Raw genomic sequence first — 15,163 nt, 5'->3', positions numbered from 1 at the left:
GCGGGGCGTCGATCAGCGGTTCGTCGACCGTCTCGCCGTCCAGCCGGGGCCGACCCACGGAGTCACCGACGCCGGTGCCGCCCGGGACACCCGCGTCCCCGGCCGCGACCAGGTGGAGCCGGGCGAGCACGCGCAGCGGGGACTGGCGCCAGATGGAGAGCAGCTGCCCGGCCTCGGCGCCGAGGCGCAGGGCGGCGCCGACCGTGCGGGCCTCGGCGTCGGCGCTGAAGTCGGTGCGGCGGCGGACCTCTTCCAGGGCCCAGTCGGCCCCGGACAGGGCGGCCGAGCCGCGCGCGCCGCGCAGGGCCGCCTCGGAGGAGATCTCGTTGCTGCGGCGGCGCATCACGCGGTGGCCGTAGACCCGGTCGACGGCCTTGCGTACGGAGTCCACCGCTTCGGCGACGCCCGGCAGGGAGCCGAGGGCGGCCAAGGGGTCAGAGGCGTGCGTACTCATAAGTAGGGAGGCTACGCGCCCCGGGGGCCCGCCCCACGTTGGAGTGGTCTTCTTCACGCAGCTTGACCACGGGCCGCTGTCATGCCGCTACCCTAGGTGAACATGAAGATCGCTTTCGTGGGGAAGGGCGGCAGCGGCAAGACCACGCTGTCCTCGCTCTTCATCCGCCACCTCGCCGCCAACGAAGCACCGGTCGTCGCCGTCGACGCCGACATCAACCAGCACCTGGGCGCCGCGCTCGGCCTGCCCGAGGCGGAGGCCGCCGCGCTGCCCGCGATGGGCGCGCACCTGCCGCTCATCAAGGAGTACCTGCGGGGCAGCAACCCGCGGATCGCCTCCGCCGACACGATGATCAAGACGACGCCGCCCGGGGAGGGTTCGCGGCTGCTGCGGGTCCGCGAGGACAACCCGGTGTACGAGGCGTGCGCGCGGGCGGTGCCGCTCGACGACGGCGCGGTCCGGCTGATGGCGACCGGCCCCTTCACGGAGTCGGATCTCGGGGTCTCCTGCTACCACTCGAAGGTCGGCGCGGTGGAGCTGTGCCTCAACCACCTGGTCGACGGGGCCGACGAGTACGTGGTCGTCGACATGACGGCGGGTTCGGACTCCTTCGCCTCCGGGCTCTTCACCCGCTTCGACATGACGTTCCTGGTCGCCGAGCCGACCCGCAAGGGCGTCTCGGTCTACCGCCAGTACAAGGAGTACGCGCGGGACTTCGGCGTGGCGCTGAAGGTCGTCGGCAACAAGGTGCAGGGCCGGGACGACCTCGACTTCCTGCGCGAGGAAGTGGGCGAGGACCTGCTCGTGACGGTGGGTCACTCGGACTGGGTCCGCGCGATGGAGAAGGGACGCCCGCCGCGCTTCGAACTCCTGGAGGCGGAGAACCGCATGGCGCTCCAGGCCCTCCAGGACGCGGCGGACGACTCGTACGCCCACCGTGACTGGGAGCGCTACACGCGCCAGATGGTCCACTTCCACCTGCGCAACGCGGAGAGCTGGGGCAACGCCAAAACCGGGGCCGACCTGGCGGCGCAGGTCGACCCCGGGTTCGTGCTGTCCGAAGGGCTCAGTGCCGTGCAGCCGGCTTAGCGGCCGGGGCGCCCGCCGGGGCTGCCGGCTGCGGGGCGAGGAAGGCCTGCCAGCCGGCCGCCGGGGCCTCGCCGACCTTCAGGGTGCGCATCTTGGCGATGACGTCGGGGTCCTGGGCGTCGAGCCAGTCGGCGAGCTGGCGGAAGGAGACGCACTTGACGTCCTTCTGCACGCAGACGGTGGCGATGGTCTCCTCGACGGCGCGCATGTAGGTGCCGCCGTTCCAGGACTCGAAGTGGTTGCCGATGATCAGCGGTGCGCGGTTGCCCCGGTAGGAGCGCTCGAAGGCCTGCACCAGGCCGTCGCGCATCTGGTCGCCCCAGTACTGCCGTCGTGAGGGGTCGCCCTGGGTCGTGCCGGGGGACTGGTTCACCAGGAAGTTGTAGTCCATGGAGAGCGTCTGGAAGGCCCGGCCCGGGACGGGCACGAGCTGCATCGACAGGTCCCACAGGCCCAGGTCCTTCTTGGGCCAGATCTGGTCGTTGACGCCGCTGGTGTCGTAGCGGAAGCCCATCTGCGCCGCCGCCTTGACGAAGTTCTTCCGGCCTTCGAGGCAGGGGGTGCGGGCGCCGACGAGCTCCTTGTCGTAGTCGAAGGGCAGCGGCTGCTCGGTGCGCAGGCCGGCGTTCGTCTTCCAGTGCTTGACGAAGGACTTGGCCTGGTTGATCTCGCTCTTCCACTCCTCGACGGACCAGTTCCCGACGCCGCCGTCGGCGCCGCAGAAGTGGCCGTTGAAGTGGGTGCCGATCTCGTTGCCCTCCTGCCACGCGCCGCGCAGTTCGCGGACGGTGGCGCGGATGCCGTCGACGTCGTTGAAGCCGATGTCGGAGCGGCCGGGGCTGTGCTGCGGCGGGTCGTAGAGCTCCTTCTTCTCCTCCGGCAGCAGGTACACGCCGCTGAGGAAGTACGTCATCTTGGCGTCGTACTTCCTGCCCACCGCGCGGAAGTGGGAGAACAGCTTCTGACTGTCCTCGCCCGCGCCGTCCCACGAGAAGACCACGAACTGCGGCGGTGTCTCGCCCGGCTTGAGGCGCTGCCAGACCGGCTGGTGGGGCTGGGCGCCGGTGAAGGCGGTCGAACCGTCGCCGATCAGCCGGGGTGCGCTCGGCGGGGCCGCGGCCGGACCCTTCTTGGCACCAGCACCAGCACCAGCACCCGCGCCCGCGCCGACGCCCGCGCCGCCCGGTGCGCCCTTGGTGACGGTGCCGTCGGAGCCCGAGCAGCCGGCGAGGCCTGCGGTGAGGGCGAGGGTCAGGGCGCCGACGGTGAGCGCCTTCCTCCGGGCAGTGGTCGTTCTGCGGGCGACTGACATCCGCGCACCTTTCCTCAGATCCTCGGATTTCCGTACAAGCGGCGTCAACGTCGCACCACGAGGACCGGGGAGCGTCAACGACAAGCGGCATGTGCACGTTCTGTCACCGGATCCGGTGAAACATTGCCCTGTTTGCCCCGAAAATAATGCCGCAGTCTTTACTCTCCATTACGATCCATTTACCGAGCGTTGATTCCTCCCCTCCGGAGGTTCTCGCCGGAATCCCGCCGCTGCACCCCGCACGAGCCGCCGACCGCGCTGCCCCGGAGGAGACGGGAACATGACCCTCTGCACCCCTGCCCGCACGACCAACCGGCCCCGAAGCCAGCGGCCCCACAGCCCGCCGAAGGGACCGCACCGCTTCCGCATCGCCGGTGCCGACCTCTCCGCGTCCGTCGCCGTCTTCCTGATCGCGCTGCCGCTCTCGCTCGGCATCGCACTCGCCACCGGAGCCCCGCTCCAGTCCGGCCTGGTGGCCGCCGCCGTCGGCGGCCTCGTCGCCGGCCGGTTCGGCGGCGCCCCGCTCCAGGTGAGCGGTCCCGCCGCCGGACTCACCGTCGTGACCGCCGAGCTCATCCAGCGGTACGGCTGGCGCACCACCTGCGCCATCACCGTCCTCGCCGGCCTCGCCCAACTCGCCCTGTCCGCCCTGCGCGTGGCCAGATCGGCGCTCGCCGTCTCGCCCGCGATCGTGCACGGCATGCTGGGCGGCATCGGCGTCACCATCGCCCTCGCCCAGCTCCACATCGTCCTCGGCGGCACTCCGCAGAGCTCCGCCGTCGACAACGCCCTCGGCCTGCCCGCCCAGTTGGCGCACGCCCACCCGGCCGCGCTCGCCATCAGCGCCCTCACCGTGGCCGTGCTGCTCGCCTGGCCCCGGCTGCCCGGCCGGGCGGGACGGCTCGTACGGAAGGTCCCGGCCGCGCTCGTCGCGGTGGCCGGGGCGACGGCCGTGGCCACCTTCGCCGGACTCGCCGTGCCCCGTGTGGACCTGCCGTCCTGGAGCAGCCACGCGCTGCCCGGCCTGCCCGAGGGACCGGTTCTCGGCATCGCGGCGGGCGTGCTCACGATCACCCTCGTCACCAGCGTGCAGTCGCTGCTCTCGGCCGTCGCGGTCGACAAGCTGGTCGCCGCCCGCGCCGCCGCAGGCGCGGACCACGGCCGGAGCGTCCCCCGCGCCGGACTCGACCGCGAGCTCGCCGGACAGGGCGCGGCCAACGTGGTCTCCGGGGCACTCGGCGGCCTCCCGGTCGCCGGGGTCGCGGTCCGCAGCGTCGCCAACGTCGCGGCGGGCGCGACGAGTCGCGCCTCGACCATGCTGCACGGCCTGTGGATCGTGCTCGCGGCCCTGCTGCTCGTGCCGGTGCTCGACCTGATCCCGCTGCCCGCGCTCGCCGCGCTCGTCATGGTGGTCGGCATCCAGATGGTGAGCATCACCCACATCCGTACGGTCACACGGCACCGCGAGGTCGTCGTGTACGCGGTCACGCTGGCCGGTGTCGCCCTCGTCGGCATCCTGGAGGGCGTCGCCCTCGGCATCGCCGTGGCCATCGCGGTCGCCCTGCACCGGCTGGCCCGCACCCGGATCACCCGGGAGGAGCGGGACGGACGTCAATTCCTGCACGTACGGGGCCAGCTGACCTTCCTCGCCGTGCCCCGGCTCAGCCGGGCCCTGCACCAGCTGCCGCAGGGCTCCGACGTGCTGGTCGAGCTGGACGGGTCCTTCATGGACCATGCCGCGTACGAGACGCTGAGCGACTGGACCGCCGGGCACCTCGCCCACGGCGGGACGGTCGAGACGACCGGCCCCTCCGGCGTCCGGATCGCCGAGCCCGCCCCCGTCACCGCCTCCGCCTCGCACCCCTGCTGCCGTCCCTGGACGCCCTGGCACAACCACCAGTGCGGGGAGAAGCCCACCGAGACCGCCGGGACCACCGGGACCTCCGGGACCTCCGGGACCTCCGGGACCTCCGGGACCTCCGAACCCGGACGGACGACGGGGCTGCACCTGGCGAGCGGCATCGGCAAGTTCCAGCGGAACACCGCCCCGCTCGTGCGGGACGAGCTCGCTCGGCTCGCCCGGGAGGGGCAGCGGCCCTCGCAGCTCTTCCTGACCTGCGCCGACTCCCGTCTCGTCACCAGCATGATCACCTCCAGCGGCCCCGGCGACCTCTTCACCGTGCGCAACGTCGGCAATCTCGTCCCGCTCCCCGGCGAGGAGAGCGGGGACGACTCGGTGGCGGCGGCGATCGAGTACGCGGTGGAGGTGCTGCGGGTCACGTCGATCACCGTCTGCGGCCACTCCGGCTGCGGCGCGATGCAGGCCCTCCTTGCCGGCAGCCCGGACGACCCGCCGACCCCGCTCCGCCGCTGGCTGCGCCACGGCAGACCCAGCCTGGAGCGGATGGCGAGCCGACGCCACGCCTGGGCCCGGATCTCCGGGCGCCTTCCGGCCGACGCCGTCGAGCAACTCTGCCTGACCAACGTGGTCCAGCAGCTGGAGCACCTGCGGGCGTACGAGTCGGTGGCGCGCCAGCTGGCCGAGGGCACGCTCACGCTGCACGGCGTGTACTTCCACGTGGGCGAGGCGCAGGCGTACCTCCTCTCCGGGACGGACGAGGTGCACGGCTACGACGACGTCTTCACCCGGGTGCTACCGACGGACCACACGGACCACCTCGAAGCGCCTGGCCGCCTCGAAGCGCCTGGCCGCCTCGAAGCTCCCGGCCGCCTCGCAGCCGCTCGCGCGTCCTGAACCTTCCGGCCCCCCGGGCCGTGAGACTGTGTGGCCCCTTCTCCCACCGCTCGGGAGGAGGGGCCGCCGCACGTCGATCGCTCACAGGTCTAAACCAATTTCCTGGAGGCTCTTGTCACCCGGGCCTCCGACTGATGAGCTATGACGCGGGACACATACGCACAGAGGACGCCCTGGGAAAGGGAGATGTCGTGAGCAACGAATCCTTGGCCAACCTGCTCAAGGAAGAGCGGCGGTTCGCGCCGCCCACCGAGCTGGCCGCGGACGCCAATGTGACGGCGGAGGCGTACGAGCAGGCCAAGGCGGACAGGCTGGGCTTCTGGGCCGAGCAGGCCAGGCGCCTCAGCTGGGCCACCGAGCCGACCGAGACCCTCGACTGGTCGAACCCGCCGTTCGCCAAGTGGTTCGCCGACGGCGAGCTGAACGTGGCGTACAACTGCGTCGACCGGCACGTCGAGGCCGGCCACGGCGACCGGGTCGCCATCCACTTCGAGGGCGAGCCCGGCGACAGCCGCGCGATCACCTACGCCGAGCTCAAGGACGAGGTCTCCCGGGCCGCCAACGCCCTGACCGAGCTGGGCGTCCGCAAGGGCGACCGGGTCGCCGTCTACCTGCCGATGATCCCCGAGGCGGCCATCACGATGCTGGCCTGCGCCCGTGTCGGCGCCGCCCACTCGGTGGTCTTCGGCGGCTTCTCGGCCGATGCCGTCGCCTCCCGCATCCAGGACGCCGACGCCAAGGTGATCGTCACCGCCGACGGCGGCTACCGCCGCGGCAAGCCGAGCGCCCTCAAGCCGGCGATCGACGAGGCCGTCGCCAAGTGCCCGCAGGTCGAGCACGTGCTCGTGGTCCGCCGTACGGGCCAGGACACCGCCTTCACCGAGGGCCGGGACGTCTGGTGGGACGACATCGTCGCCCGCCAGTCCGCCGAGCACACCCCGGAGGCGTTCCCGGCGGAGCACCCGCTCTTCATCCTCTACACCTCGGGGACGACGGGTAAGCCGAAGGGCATCCTGCACACCTCCGGCGGCTACCTCACCCAGGCCGCGTACACCCACCACGCCGTCTTCGACCTCAAGCCGGAGAGCGACGTCTACTGGTGCACCGCCGACATCGGCTGGGTCACCGGGCACTCGTACATCGTCTACGGCCCGCTGGCCAACGGCGCGACGCAGGTCATGTACGAGGGCACCCCGGACACCCCGCACCAGGGCCGGTTCTGGGAGATCGTGCAGAAGTACGGCGTCACGATCCTCTACACGGCGCCCACCGCGATCCGCACGTTCATGAAGTGGGGAGACGACATCCCCGCGAAGTTCGACCTCTCCAGCCTCCGCGTGCTCGGCTCCGTCGGCGAGCCGATCAACCCCGAGGCCTGGGTCTGGTACCGCGAGCACATCGGCGCGAACAAGACCCCGATCGTGGACACCTGGTGGCAGACCGAGACCGGCGCGATGATGATCTCGCCTCTGCCGGGCGTCACCGAGACCAAGCCGGGCTCCGCCCAGCGCCCGCTGCCGGGCATCTCCGCCACCGTCGTGGACGACGAGGCGAACGAGGTCCCGAACGGCGGCGGCGGTTACCTGGTCCTCACCGAGCCGTGGCCGTCGATGCTCCGCACCATCTGGGGCGACGACCAGCGCTACATCGACACGTACTGGTCCCGCTTCGAGGGCAAGTACTTCGCCGGCGACGGTGCCAAGAAGGACGAGGACGGCGACATCTGGCTGCTCGGCCGGGTCGACGACGTCATGCTCGTCTCGGGTCACAACATCTCGACGACCGAGGTCGAGTCGGCCCTCGTCTCGCACCCGTCCGTCGCCGAGGCGGCCGTCGTCGGCGCCGCCGACGAGACGACCGGTCAGGCGATCGTCGCCTTCGTCATCCTGCGCGGCACGGCCAGCCAGGACGACGGCCTCGTCGCCGACCTGCGCAACCACGTCGGCGCGACGCTCGGCCCGATCGCCAAGCCGAAGCGGATCCTGCCGGTGGCGGAGCTGCCGAAGACCCGCTCGGGCAAGATCATGCGCCGTCTGCTGCGCGACGTCGCGGAGAACCGTGAGCTGGGTGACGTCACCACCCTGACCGACTCCTCGGTCATGTCGCTCATCCAGAACCAGCTGCCGGCCACGTCCAGCGAGGACTGACCGACCCGTACGGCCCGAACGCCCGCCCCGGAGACCTCGGGGCGGGCGTTTCCCATGCCGGATCCCGAGGGGACGAACGGCGCAAATCTTCCTAAAGTGAATCCCGCCGGACATGACTCGGGCTCGTTAGGTAAAGTAAAGACCGCGTCAGGAACGCAACAGAAAGACCTAGGTGCGCCGGGAAGTCTGGTCGGCATGTGCTTCGCCCTGCCTGCCCGACGGAGGTCTCGCCCGTGTCCGTGCCCACCGACCGCAAGTTCCTCGGCCGTCTCTCGCTGCCCGAGCGGCGGTACCTCACCGACGCGCTGCGCACCGAGACCGTCGGTGGCGTCCTGCTGCTCCTCGCCGCCGTCGCCGCCCTCGTCTGGGCGAACAGCCCGCTCGGCGACAGCTACGAGTCGGTACAGGACTTCCACATAGGCCCCGCCGCCCTCGGCCTCGACCTGTCGATCCAGCACTGGGCCGCCGACGGCCTCCTCGCGATCTTCTTCTTCGTCGCCGGCATCGAGCTCAAGCGCGAGCTCGTCGCGGGCGAGCTGCGCGACCCCAAGGCCGCCGCGCTCCCCGTCGTCGCCGCACTCTGCGGCATGGCGGCCCCCGCCCTCGTCTACACCCTGGTCAACGTCGTCGGCGACGGCTCGACGGCCGGCTGGGCCGTGCCCACCGCGACCGACATCGCCTTCGCGCTCGCCGTCCTCGCCGTCATCGGCACCTCGCTGCCGTCCGCGCTGCGCGCCTTCCTGCTCACCCTCGCCGTCGTCGACGACCTGTTCGCGATCCTGATCATCGCGATCTTCTTCACCAGCGACCTGAACTTCGCCGCGCTCGGCGGCGCCGTCGCCGGACTCGCCGTCTTCTGGCTGCTGCTCCGCAAGGGCGTCCGCGGCTGGTACGTGTACGTGCCGCTGGCCCTGGTCATCTGGGGCCTGATGTACAACAGCGGCGTCCACGCCACCATCGCCGGCGTCGCCATGGGCCTGATGCTCCGCTGCACCACCCGGGACGGCGAGGAGCACTCCCCCGGCGAGCACATCGAGCACCTGGTCCGGCCGCTGTCGGCCGGCCTCGCCGTGCCCCTCTTCGCGCTCTTCTCCGCCGGTGTGAGCGTCACCGGCGGCGCGATCCACGACGTCTTCACCCAGCCGGTCACCCTCGGTGTGGTCCTCGGTCTCGTCGTAGGCAAGGCGATCGGCATCTTCGGCGGCACCTGGCTCGCCGCCCGCTTCACCCGGGCGGAGCTCAACCCGGACCTGGCCTGGCCGGACGTGTTCGCCGTCGCCACCCTCGCCGGGATCGGCTTCACCGTCTCGCTCCTCATCGGCGAACTCGCCTTCGCCGGGGACGAGGCCCTCACCGACGAGGTGAAGGCCGCCGTCCTGATCGGCTCGCTCATCGCGGCCGTCCTCGCCTCCGTCCTGCTGAAACTGCGGGTCCGGAAGTACCAGGCCCTCGTCTCCGCCGAGGAGCGCGACGAGGACGAGGACGGCATCCCCGACATCTACGAGCAGGACAACCCGGAGTACCACCTGCGGATGGCCGAGATCTACGAGCGGAAGGCCGCGGAACACCGGAAGCGCGCCCAACTGGCGGGGGCATCGCGCGACGGGGCCGACCGTCCGGCATGATCTGATTCGGACCGTAGAAGAGGACTCGCACCGTAGAAGAGGACCTCGGACCGCAGAAGAGAAGAGGGAGCAGCGATGAGCGACCCGTTCGACGGAACCGAGCGCAGCCTCGGCCAGCTGGTCGCCTCGGCGACCGCCGAGATGTCCGCGCTGGTGCACGACGAGATCGCCCTGGCCAAGGCCGAACTGCGGCAGGACGTCAAGCGCGGTGCGCTCGGCAGCATCATGGGCATCGGCGCCCTCGTGGTGCTGCTGTTCTCGCTGCCGATGCTGAGCTTCGCGCTCGCGTACGCCATCAACACCTGGACCGGCGGGCACAACGGCAACGGGGGCTGGAACCTCGTCTGGTGCTTCCTGCTGTCCTTCACCTTCAACGTGCTGGTCGCGGGGCTCCTCGGCCTGATCGCGTACACCAAGTTCAAGAAGGTCAAGCCGCCGGAGAAGTCCATCGCCTCCGCCAAGAAGACGGCGGCGATCATGCAGAACGCGAAGCCGCACCCCCGTCCGGAGCAGCGTCCGGCCCTGGAGAAGGCCTCCGCTGTGGGACGCTCGTCCGTATGACCCTCCCCGAGAGCAGCAACGGCAACGGCGGGCCCGTACGGCTCGACGGGCCGTGGACGCACCGTGACGTGGCCGCCAACGGCGCCCGCTTCCACATCGCCGAGATGGGCGACGGCCCGCTGGTGCTGCTCCTGCACGGCTTCCCGCAGTTCTGGTGGACCTGGCGCCACCAGCTGCCGGCCCTCGCCGAGGCCGGGTTCCGGGCGGTCGCGATGGACCTGCGCGGGGTCGGCGGCAGCGACCGTACGCCGCGGGGTTACGACCCCGCCAACCTGGCGCTCGACATCACCGGGGTCGTCCGCTCCCTGGGCGAGCCGGACGCGGCGCTCGTCGGGCACGACCTGGGCGGCTACCTGGCCTGGACGGCGGCCGTCATGCGGCCGAAGCTGGTGCGCCGGCTCGTGGTCTCCTCGATGCCGCACCCGCGCCGCTGGCGCTCGGCGATGCTCTCCGACTTCGCCCAGTCGCGGGCAGGTTCGCACATCTGGGGCTTCCAGCGGCCGTGGCTGCCGGAGCGTCAGCTCGTCGCGGACGAGGGGGCGCTCGTGGGCGAGCTGATCCGGGACTGGACGGGGCCGAAGCCGGTCGACGAGGAGGCCGTCGAGGTGTACCGGCGGGCGATGTGCGTCCCGTCGACGGCGCACTGCTCGATCGAGCCGTACCGGTGGATGGTGCGGTCCCTCGCCCGCCCGGACGGCATCCAGTTCAACCGGCGCATGAAGCGGCCGGTGCGGGTGCCGACGCTCCATCTGCACGGGTCCCTGGACCCGGTGATGCGGACCCGCAGCGCGGCGGGGTCCGGCGAGTACGTGGAGGCGCCGTACCGCTGGCGGCTCTTCGACGGTCTCGGGCACTTCCCGCACGAGGAGGACCCGGTGGCCTTCACCACGGAGCTCGTCAACTGGCTGAAGGACCCCGAGCCCGACCGCTGAGCCCCGTCACGGACGGCGTCGGCGTACAGGCGTCCTTCGAACGGCCATGTGCCCCGCGCATACTCCAATTGGCGGGCCCCGGGGCGGTTACCGACCTTGGCCCCCGGGCAGAGGTCGAGGTATGGGCTGGACGCACGACTACGGTGACACGACAGCACGCGACCGCCGCTCGGCCACGGGGCCGGGCTCCCGCGAGAGGGGCGGCTCGCCGGAGCAGGGCCCCGCGGTACCGGGGGTGGGGATCTCGCGCATCCTGCGACGCCGGGCCCGCTGGGTCTCGGCCCGGCTGCGGCACCCCAGAGACACCGCGTAGCGCCCTGTAGGGGGAGCGCTCAGAGGGCGCAGGCCTGGGTGTCGACCTGCTGGTCGGCGGTCCGGCCCTGCTCGATGTCCTCGCGGATCTCGTCGACCGTCAGGGCGTATCCGGTGTTCGCGTCGTCGAGGGAGCGGGCGAAGATCACGCCGTACACCTTGCCGTCCTCGGTGAGGAGCGGGCCGCCGGAGTTGCCCTGGCGGACCGTCGCGTACAGCGAGTACACGTCCCTGCGCACCTCGCCGCGGTGGTAGATGTCGGGGCCCTTGGCGCTGATGCGGCCCCGCACGCGGGCGGAGCGCACGTCGTACGAGCCGTTCTCCGGGAATCCGGCGACGATCGCGTCGTCGCCGCTGCGGGCGTCCTCGTCGGTGAAGGGCAGCGGCGTGGCCTTGAGGCCCGGCACGTCCAGGACGGCGATGTCGCGCTGCCAGTCGTAGAGGACGACCTTGGCGTCGTAGAGCTTGCCCTCGCCGCCTATCTGGACGGTCGGTTCGTCGACACCGCCGACGACGTGGGCGTTGGTCATGATGCGGCGGTCGGCGAAGACGAAGCCGGTGCCTTCGAGGACCTTGCCGCAGCTCTGCGCGGTGCCGACGACCTTCACGATGGAGTGCTGCGCGCGGGCGGCGACCGGGCTGTCGGCGAGCGCCGGGTCGGGCGGGGTGACCGGGGTGATCGGCTCGTTCGCGAAGGGGCTGAAGACCTGGGGGAAGCCGCTGCGGGCCAGGGTGGAGCTGAAGTCGTCGAACCAGCCGGAGGCCTGATCCGGCATCACCTGCTCCACGCCGAGCAGCACCTTGGAGTTCCGCACCTCCTTGCCCAGGGTGGGCAGTGAGGTGCGGGCGAGGGCGGAGCCGATCAGCCAGGCCACGAGCAGCATCGCGACGACGTTGACGAGGGCGCCGCCGGTGGCGTCCAGGGCGCGGGCCGGGGACCAGGTGATGTGGCGGCGCAGCTTGTTGCCGAGGTGGGTGGTGAAGGCCTGGCCCACAGAGGCGCAGACGATGACCACCATCACGAAGATGACGGTGGCCGCGCTCGAGACCTCGCTGTTGTCGGTCAGCTGGTCCCAGAGGATCGGGAGCAGCAGAACGGCGACGAGACCGCCGCCGAGGAAGCCGATCACCGACAGGATGCCGACCACGAACCCCTGGCGGTAACCGATGATCGCGAACCACACGGCGCCGAGCAGCAACAGGATGTCCAGCACGTTCACCGTCAGTAGCCTCGCAGATTCGTTTCCGGTCGCCCGGGGTCAGTCGGTCCGCCCGAGGGCCGGCCCGGGGATCAGCCTGTCATGAGCGCCAGTCGAGCGGGACCTTCCTGGACCGGTCCCAGGGGCGCTCCCAGCCCGCGAAGTGGAGCAGCTTGTCGATGACGCCGGCCGTGAAACCCCAGACCAGAGCGGATGCGACGAGGAACGCGGGGCCTTCGTGGCCGAGCGGGTGCACGGCGGTCGCACGGTTCTCGGGGTCCGTGAGATCCGCCACGGGGACGGTGAAGACGCGGGCGGTCTCGCCGGGGTCGACGACGCCGACCGGACTGGGGTCGCGCCACCAGCCGAGGACGGGGGTGACGACGAAGCCGCTGACCGGGATGTAGAGCTGGGGCAGTACCCCGAAGAGCTGGACGCCCAGCGGGTCGAGGCCGGTCTCCTCCTGGGCCTCGCGCAGGGCGGCGCGCAGCAGCCCGCCGTCCGCCGGGTCGCCGTCCTCGGGGTCGAGGGCGCCGCCCGGGAAGGAGGGCTGTCCGGCGTGCGAGCGGAGGCTACCGGCCCGCTCCATGAGCAGCAGCTCCGGTCCGCGCTCGCCCTCGCCGAAGAGGACGAGGACGGCGGACTGGCGGCCGTCGCCGCTCTCGGGCGGCAGGAAGCTGCTCAGCTGCTCGGGCCGGACCGTGCGGGCCACCCGGTCGACGGGCCCGAGCCAGTCGGGCAGCCCGTCCCTGCTGAGCAGCCCGGCCGTGCCGGGCCCGTGGATCTCTTCGTCAGTGCGCGTCATGGGCACCCCCGTGGTTCTCAACGCGATCGATGGACGGGTTCGTTCCCGCCGGGCTCGTTCCCGACAGGCGCGTGCCTGATGGCTTCGTTCCCGGCCGGCTCGTTCCCGGCGGCTTCGTTTTCGGCGGGTTCGTTCCCGGCGGCGGGCTCAGGCGTCGCCGCCCGACGGGGCGCCGCCGAGCGGAGGCGCGGGGCGGCCCGGGTAGTCGGCCGGCGGGTTGAGCCGCTGGCCGGGGAAGCCGCCCTTCTCGTACTTGAGCAGCTTCTTCGCCTTCTCGGGGTCGGTCTCGCCCTCTCCGTACGAGGGGCAGAGGAGAGCGATCGGGCAGGCGCCGCAGGCGGGCTTGCGGGCGTGGCAGATCCGGCGGCCGTGGAAGATCACCCGGTGCGAGAGCATCGTCCACTCGCTCTTCGGGAAGATCGTGGCGACCTCGGCCTCGATCTTCACCGGGTCGTCGGACTCGGTCCACCGCCAGCGCCGGGCGAGGCGCATGAAGTGGGTGTCGACGGTGATGCCGGGGACCCCGAAGGCGTTGCCGAGGACGACGAAGGCGGTCTTGCGGCCGACGCCGGGGAGCTTGACGAGGTCCTCCAGACGGCCGGGGACCTCACCGTCGAAGTCGTCCCTGAGGGCGGCGGCCAGACCCATGATCGACTTGGTCTTGGCGCGGAAGAAGCCGGTCGGCCGGATCAGCTCCTCGACCTCCTCGGGCACGGCGGCGGCGAGGTCCTCGGGCGTGGGGTACTTCGCGAAGAGGGCGGGGGTGGTCTGGTTGACCCGCAGGTCGGTGGTCTGCGCGGAGAGGACCGTGGCGACGAGCAGCTCGAAGGAGTTGCGGAAGTCGAGCTCCGGGTGGGCGTACGGGTAGACCTCGGCCAGTTCGCGGTTGATCCGGCGCGCCCGGCGGACCATCGCGAGCCGCGACTCGGGCTTGGCGGACCTGACAGACCCGGCGGGCTTCACGGCATCCCGTTTTGCCCCTTTTGCCCGTTTCGACACGCCGTGTTCGCCCACAGCGGAATTACCTTCGGCCGACACTCTTTCAGCCCCCTTGGCCTGCGCTCTCACCGGCGAGTTGGACACCCGGCCAGCCTAGGCGCCGCTGCCGACATCCGCCCCGGGCGTGGCCGATCGGAGCCCGATCGGGCCCCTGACGTACGACCGGGCGGTTCGGTACGTCAAACTTGTTGTGATTGATCGCACTGTTTTGTGCGTCCGGCATCATGGGACCCAGGTCCTTTGAGCAGGTCGACAGTAGGAGAGAACTCGTGGACGACGTTCTGCGGCGCGCCCCGCTCTTCGCGGCGCTCGATGACGAGCAGGCTGCCGAGCTGCGCGCCTCGATGAGTGAGGCGACGCTCGCCCGTGGCGACGCGCTCTTCCACGAGGGCGACCCCGGTGACCGCCTGTACGTGGTGACCGAGGGCAAGGTGAAGCTGCACCGCACCTCCCCCGACGGCCGCGAGAACATGCTGGCCGTCCTCGGCCCGGGCGAGCTCATCGGCGAGCTGTCCCTCTTCGACCCGGGCCCGCGCACCGCCACGGCGACCGCGCTGACCGAGGTCAAGCTGCTCGGTCTCGGCCACGGCGACCTCCAGCCCTGGCTGAACGCCCGCCCCGAGGTGGCCACCGCGCTGCTGCGTGCCGTCGCCCGCCGGCTGCGCAAGACCAACGACCAGATGTCCGACCTGGTCTTCTCCGACGTCCCGGGCCGTGTCGCCCGCGCGCTCCTCGACCTGTCGCGCCGCTTCGGCGTGCAGTCGGAGGAGGGCATCCACGTCGTCCACGACCTCACCCAGGAGGAGCTGGCCCAGCTGGTCGGCGCCTCCCGCGAGACGGTCAACAAGGCGCTCGCCGACTTCGCCCAGCGCGGCTGGCTGCGCCTGGAGGCTCGCGCCGTGATCCTGCTCGACGTGGAGCGCCTCGCGAAGCGCTCGCGCTAGTACCAGGCATACGCGGAAGGCCGCCCCGG

At 71.4% G+C, this 15,163-nt stretch carries 12 protein-coding genes and 1 pseudogene; 8 read left to right on the top strand and 5 right to left on the bottom strand.

Annotated features, from left to right (window positions below; genetic code table 11):
• Positions 1 to 454: pseudogene (locus CCN56_RS23990) on the bottom strand (oxidoreductase); the annotation flags it as partial.
• 102 nt (positions 455 to 556) lie between these two features.
• Between CCN56_RS23990 and CCN56_RS23985 the strand changes: the two are divergent.
• Positions 557 to 1,543: an ATP-binding protein gene (locus tag CCN56_RS23985; protein WP_041129909.1), complete on the top strand. Its 987-nt coding sequence runs from the start codon at positions 557 to 559 to the stop codon at positions 1,541 to 1,543.
• Here the strand turns inward: CCN56_RS23985 and CCN56_RS23980 are convergent.
• Entirely contained in the window at positions 1,521 to 2,855 is a 1,335-nt protein-coding gene (locus CCN56_RS23980) for a hypothetical protein (RefSeq protein ID WP_086829883.1), read from the bottom strand. The genes CCN56_RS23985 and CCN56_RS23980 overlap by 23 nt on opposite strands.
• A 280-nt stretch (positions 2,856 to 3,135) precedes the next feature.
• Here CCN56_RS23980 and CCN56_RS23975 point away from each other — a divergent pair, with 280 nt between their 5' ends.
• The 6 genes from CCN56_RS23975 to CCN56_RS44790 all read left to right on the top strand — a co-directional run bounded on the left by CCN56_RS23975 (position 3,136) and on the right by CCN56_RS44790 (position 11,188).
• Positions 3,136 to 5,610 carry a SulP family inorganic anion transporter gene (locus CCN56_RS23975; RefSeq protein WP_086829881.1) on the top strand — a complete coding sequence of 825 codons (2,475 nt, stop codon included), beginning with the start codon at positions 3,136 to 3,138 and terminating at the stop codon, positions 5,608 to 5,610.
• A gap of 191 nt (positions 5,611 to 5,801) precedes the next feature.
• Entirely contained in the window at positions 5,802 to 7,757 is a 1,956-nt protein-coding gene (acs, locus tag CCN56_RS23970; protein ID WP_086829879.1) for an acetate--CoA ligase, read from the top strand.
• A 233-nt stretch (positions 7,758 to 7,990) separates the two neighbouring features.
• Positions 7,991 to 9,382, top strand: coding sequence for a Na+/H+ antiporter NhaA (gene nhaA, locus CCN56_RS23965; RefSeq protein ID WP_086829877.1), 1,392 nt, complete (start codon positions 7,991 to 7,993; stop codon positions 9,380 to 9,382).
• A 75-nt stretch (positions 9,383 to 9,457) separates the two neighbouring features.
• The gene (locus CCN56_RS23960) at positions 9,458 to 9,943 is read left to right on the top strand and encodes a phage holin family protein (RefSeq protein WP_086829875.1); all 486 of its coding nucleotides are present in this window, start codon (positions 9,458 to 9,460) and stop codon (positions 9,941 to 9,943) included.
• The gene (locus CCN56_RS23955) at positions 9,940 to 10,875 is read left to right on the top strand and encodes an alpha/beta fold hydrolase (RefSeq protein ID WP_086829873.1); all 936 of its coding nucleotides are present in this window, start codon (positions 9,940 to 9,942) and stop codon (positions 10,873 to 10,875) included. Before CCN56_RS23960 ends, CCN56_RS23955 begins: the two co-directional genes overlap by 4 nt.
• A gap of 121 nt (positions 10,876 to 10,996) precedes the next feature.
• Positions 10,997 to 11,188 (top strand): hypothetical protein, encoded by a 192-nt coding sequence (locus tag CCN56_RS44790; RefSeq protein WP_041129915.1) that lies wholly within the window; start codon positions 10,997 to 10,999, stop codon positions 11,186 to 11,188.
• Positions 11,189 to 11,207: 19 nt separating this feature from the next.
• Here the strand turns inward: CCN56_RS44790 and CCN56_RS23945 are convergent, their stop codons facing one another.
• The 3 genes from CCN56_RS23945 to nth form a co-directional block, all read right to left on the bottom strand.
• A complete protein-coding gene (locus tag CCN56_RS23945) occupies positions 11,208 to 12,407 on the bottom strand; it encodes a MarP family serine protease (RefSeq protein ID WP_086829872.1) in 1,200 nt (399 codons plus the stop codon).
• Positions 12,408 to 12,486: 79 nt separating this feature from the next.
• A complete protein-coding gene (locus CCN56_RS23940) occupies positions 12,487 to 13,191 on the bottom strand; it encodes a CoA pyrophosphatase (RefSeq protein ID WP_086829871.1) in 705 nt (234 codons plus the stop codon).
• A 147-nt stretch (positions 13,192 to 13,338) separates the two neighbouring features.
• Positions 13,339 to 14,274 (bottom strand): endonuclease III, encoded by a 936-nt coding sequence (gene nth / locus CCN56_RS23935; protein ID WP_107484214.1) that lies wholly within the window; start codon positions 14,272 to 14,274, stop codon positions 13,339 to 13,341.
• Positions 14,275 to 14,459: 185 nt separating this feature from the next.
• Between nth and CCN56_RS23930 the strand changes: the two genes are divergently transcribed.
• A complete protein-coding gene (locus CCN56_RS23930; RefSeq protein ID WP_015034542.1) occupies positions 14,460 to 15,134 on the top strand; it encodes a Crp/Fnr family transcriptional regulator in 675 nt (224 codons plus the stop codon).
• The last annotated feature ends 29 nt before the right edge of the window (positions 15,135 to 15,163 follow it).

It is taken from the genome of Streptomyces sp. NRRL B-24572 (assembly GCF_002156145.1).
In the GTDB taxonomy this organism is placed as follows: domain Bacteria; phylum Actinomycetota; class Actinomycetes; order Streptomycetales; family Streptomycetaceae; genus Streptomyces; species Streptomyces vietnamensis.
This window is presented reverse-complemented; position numbering and strand designations above follow the sequence as displayed.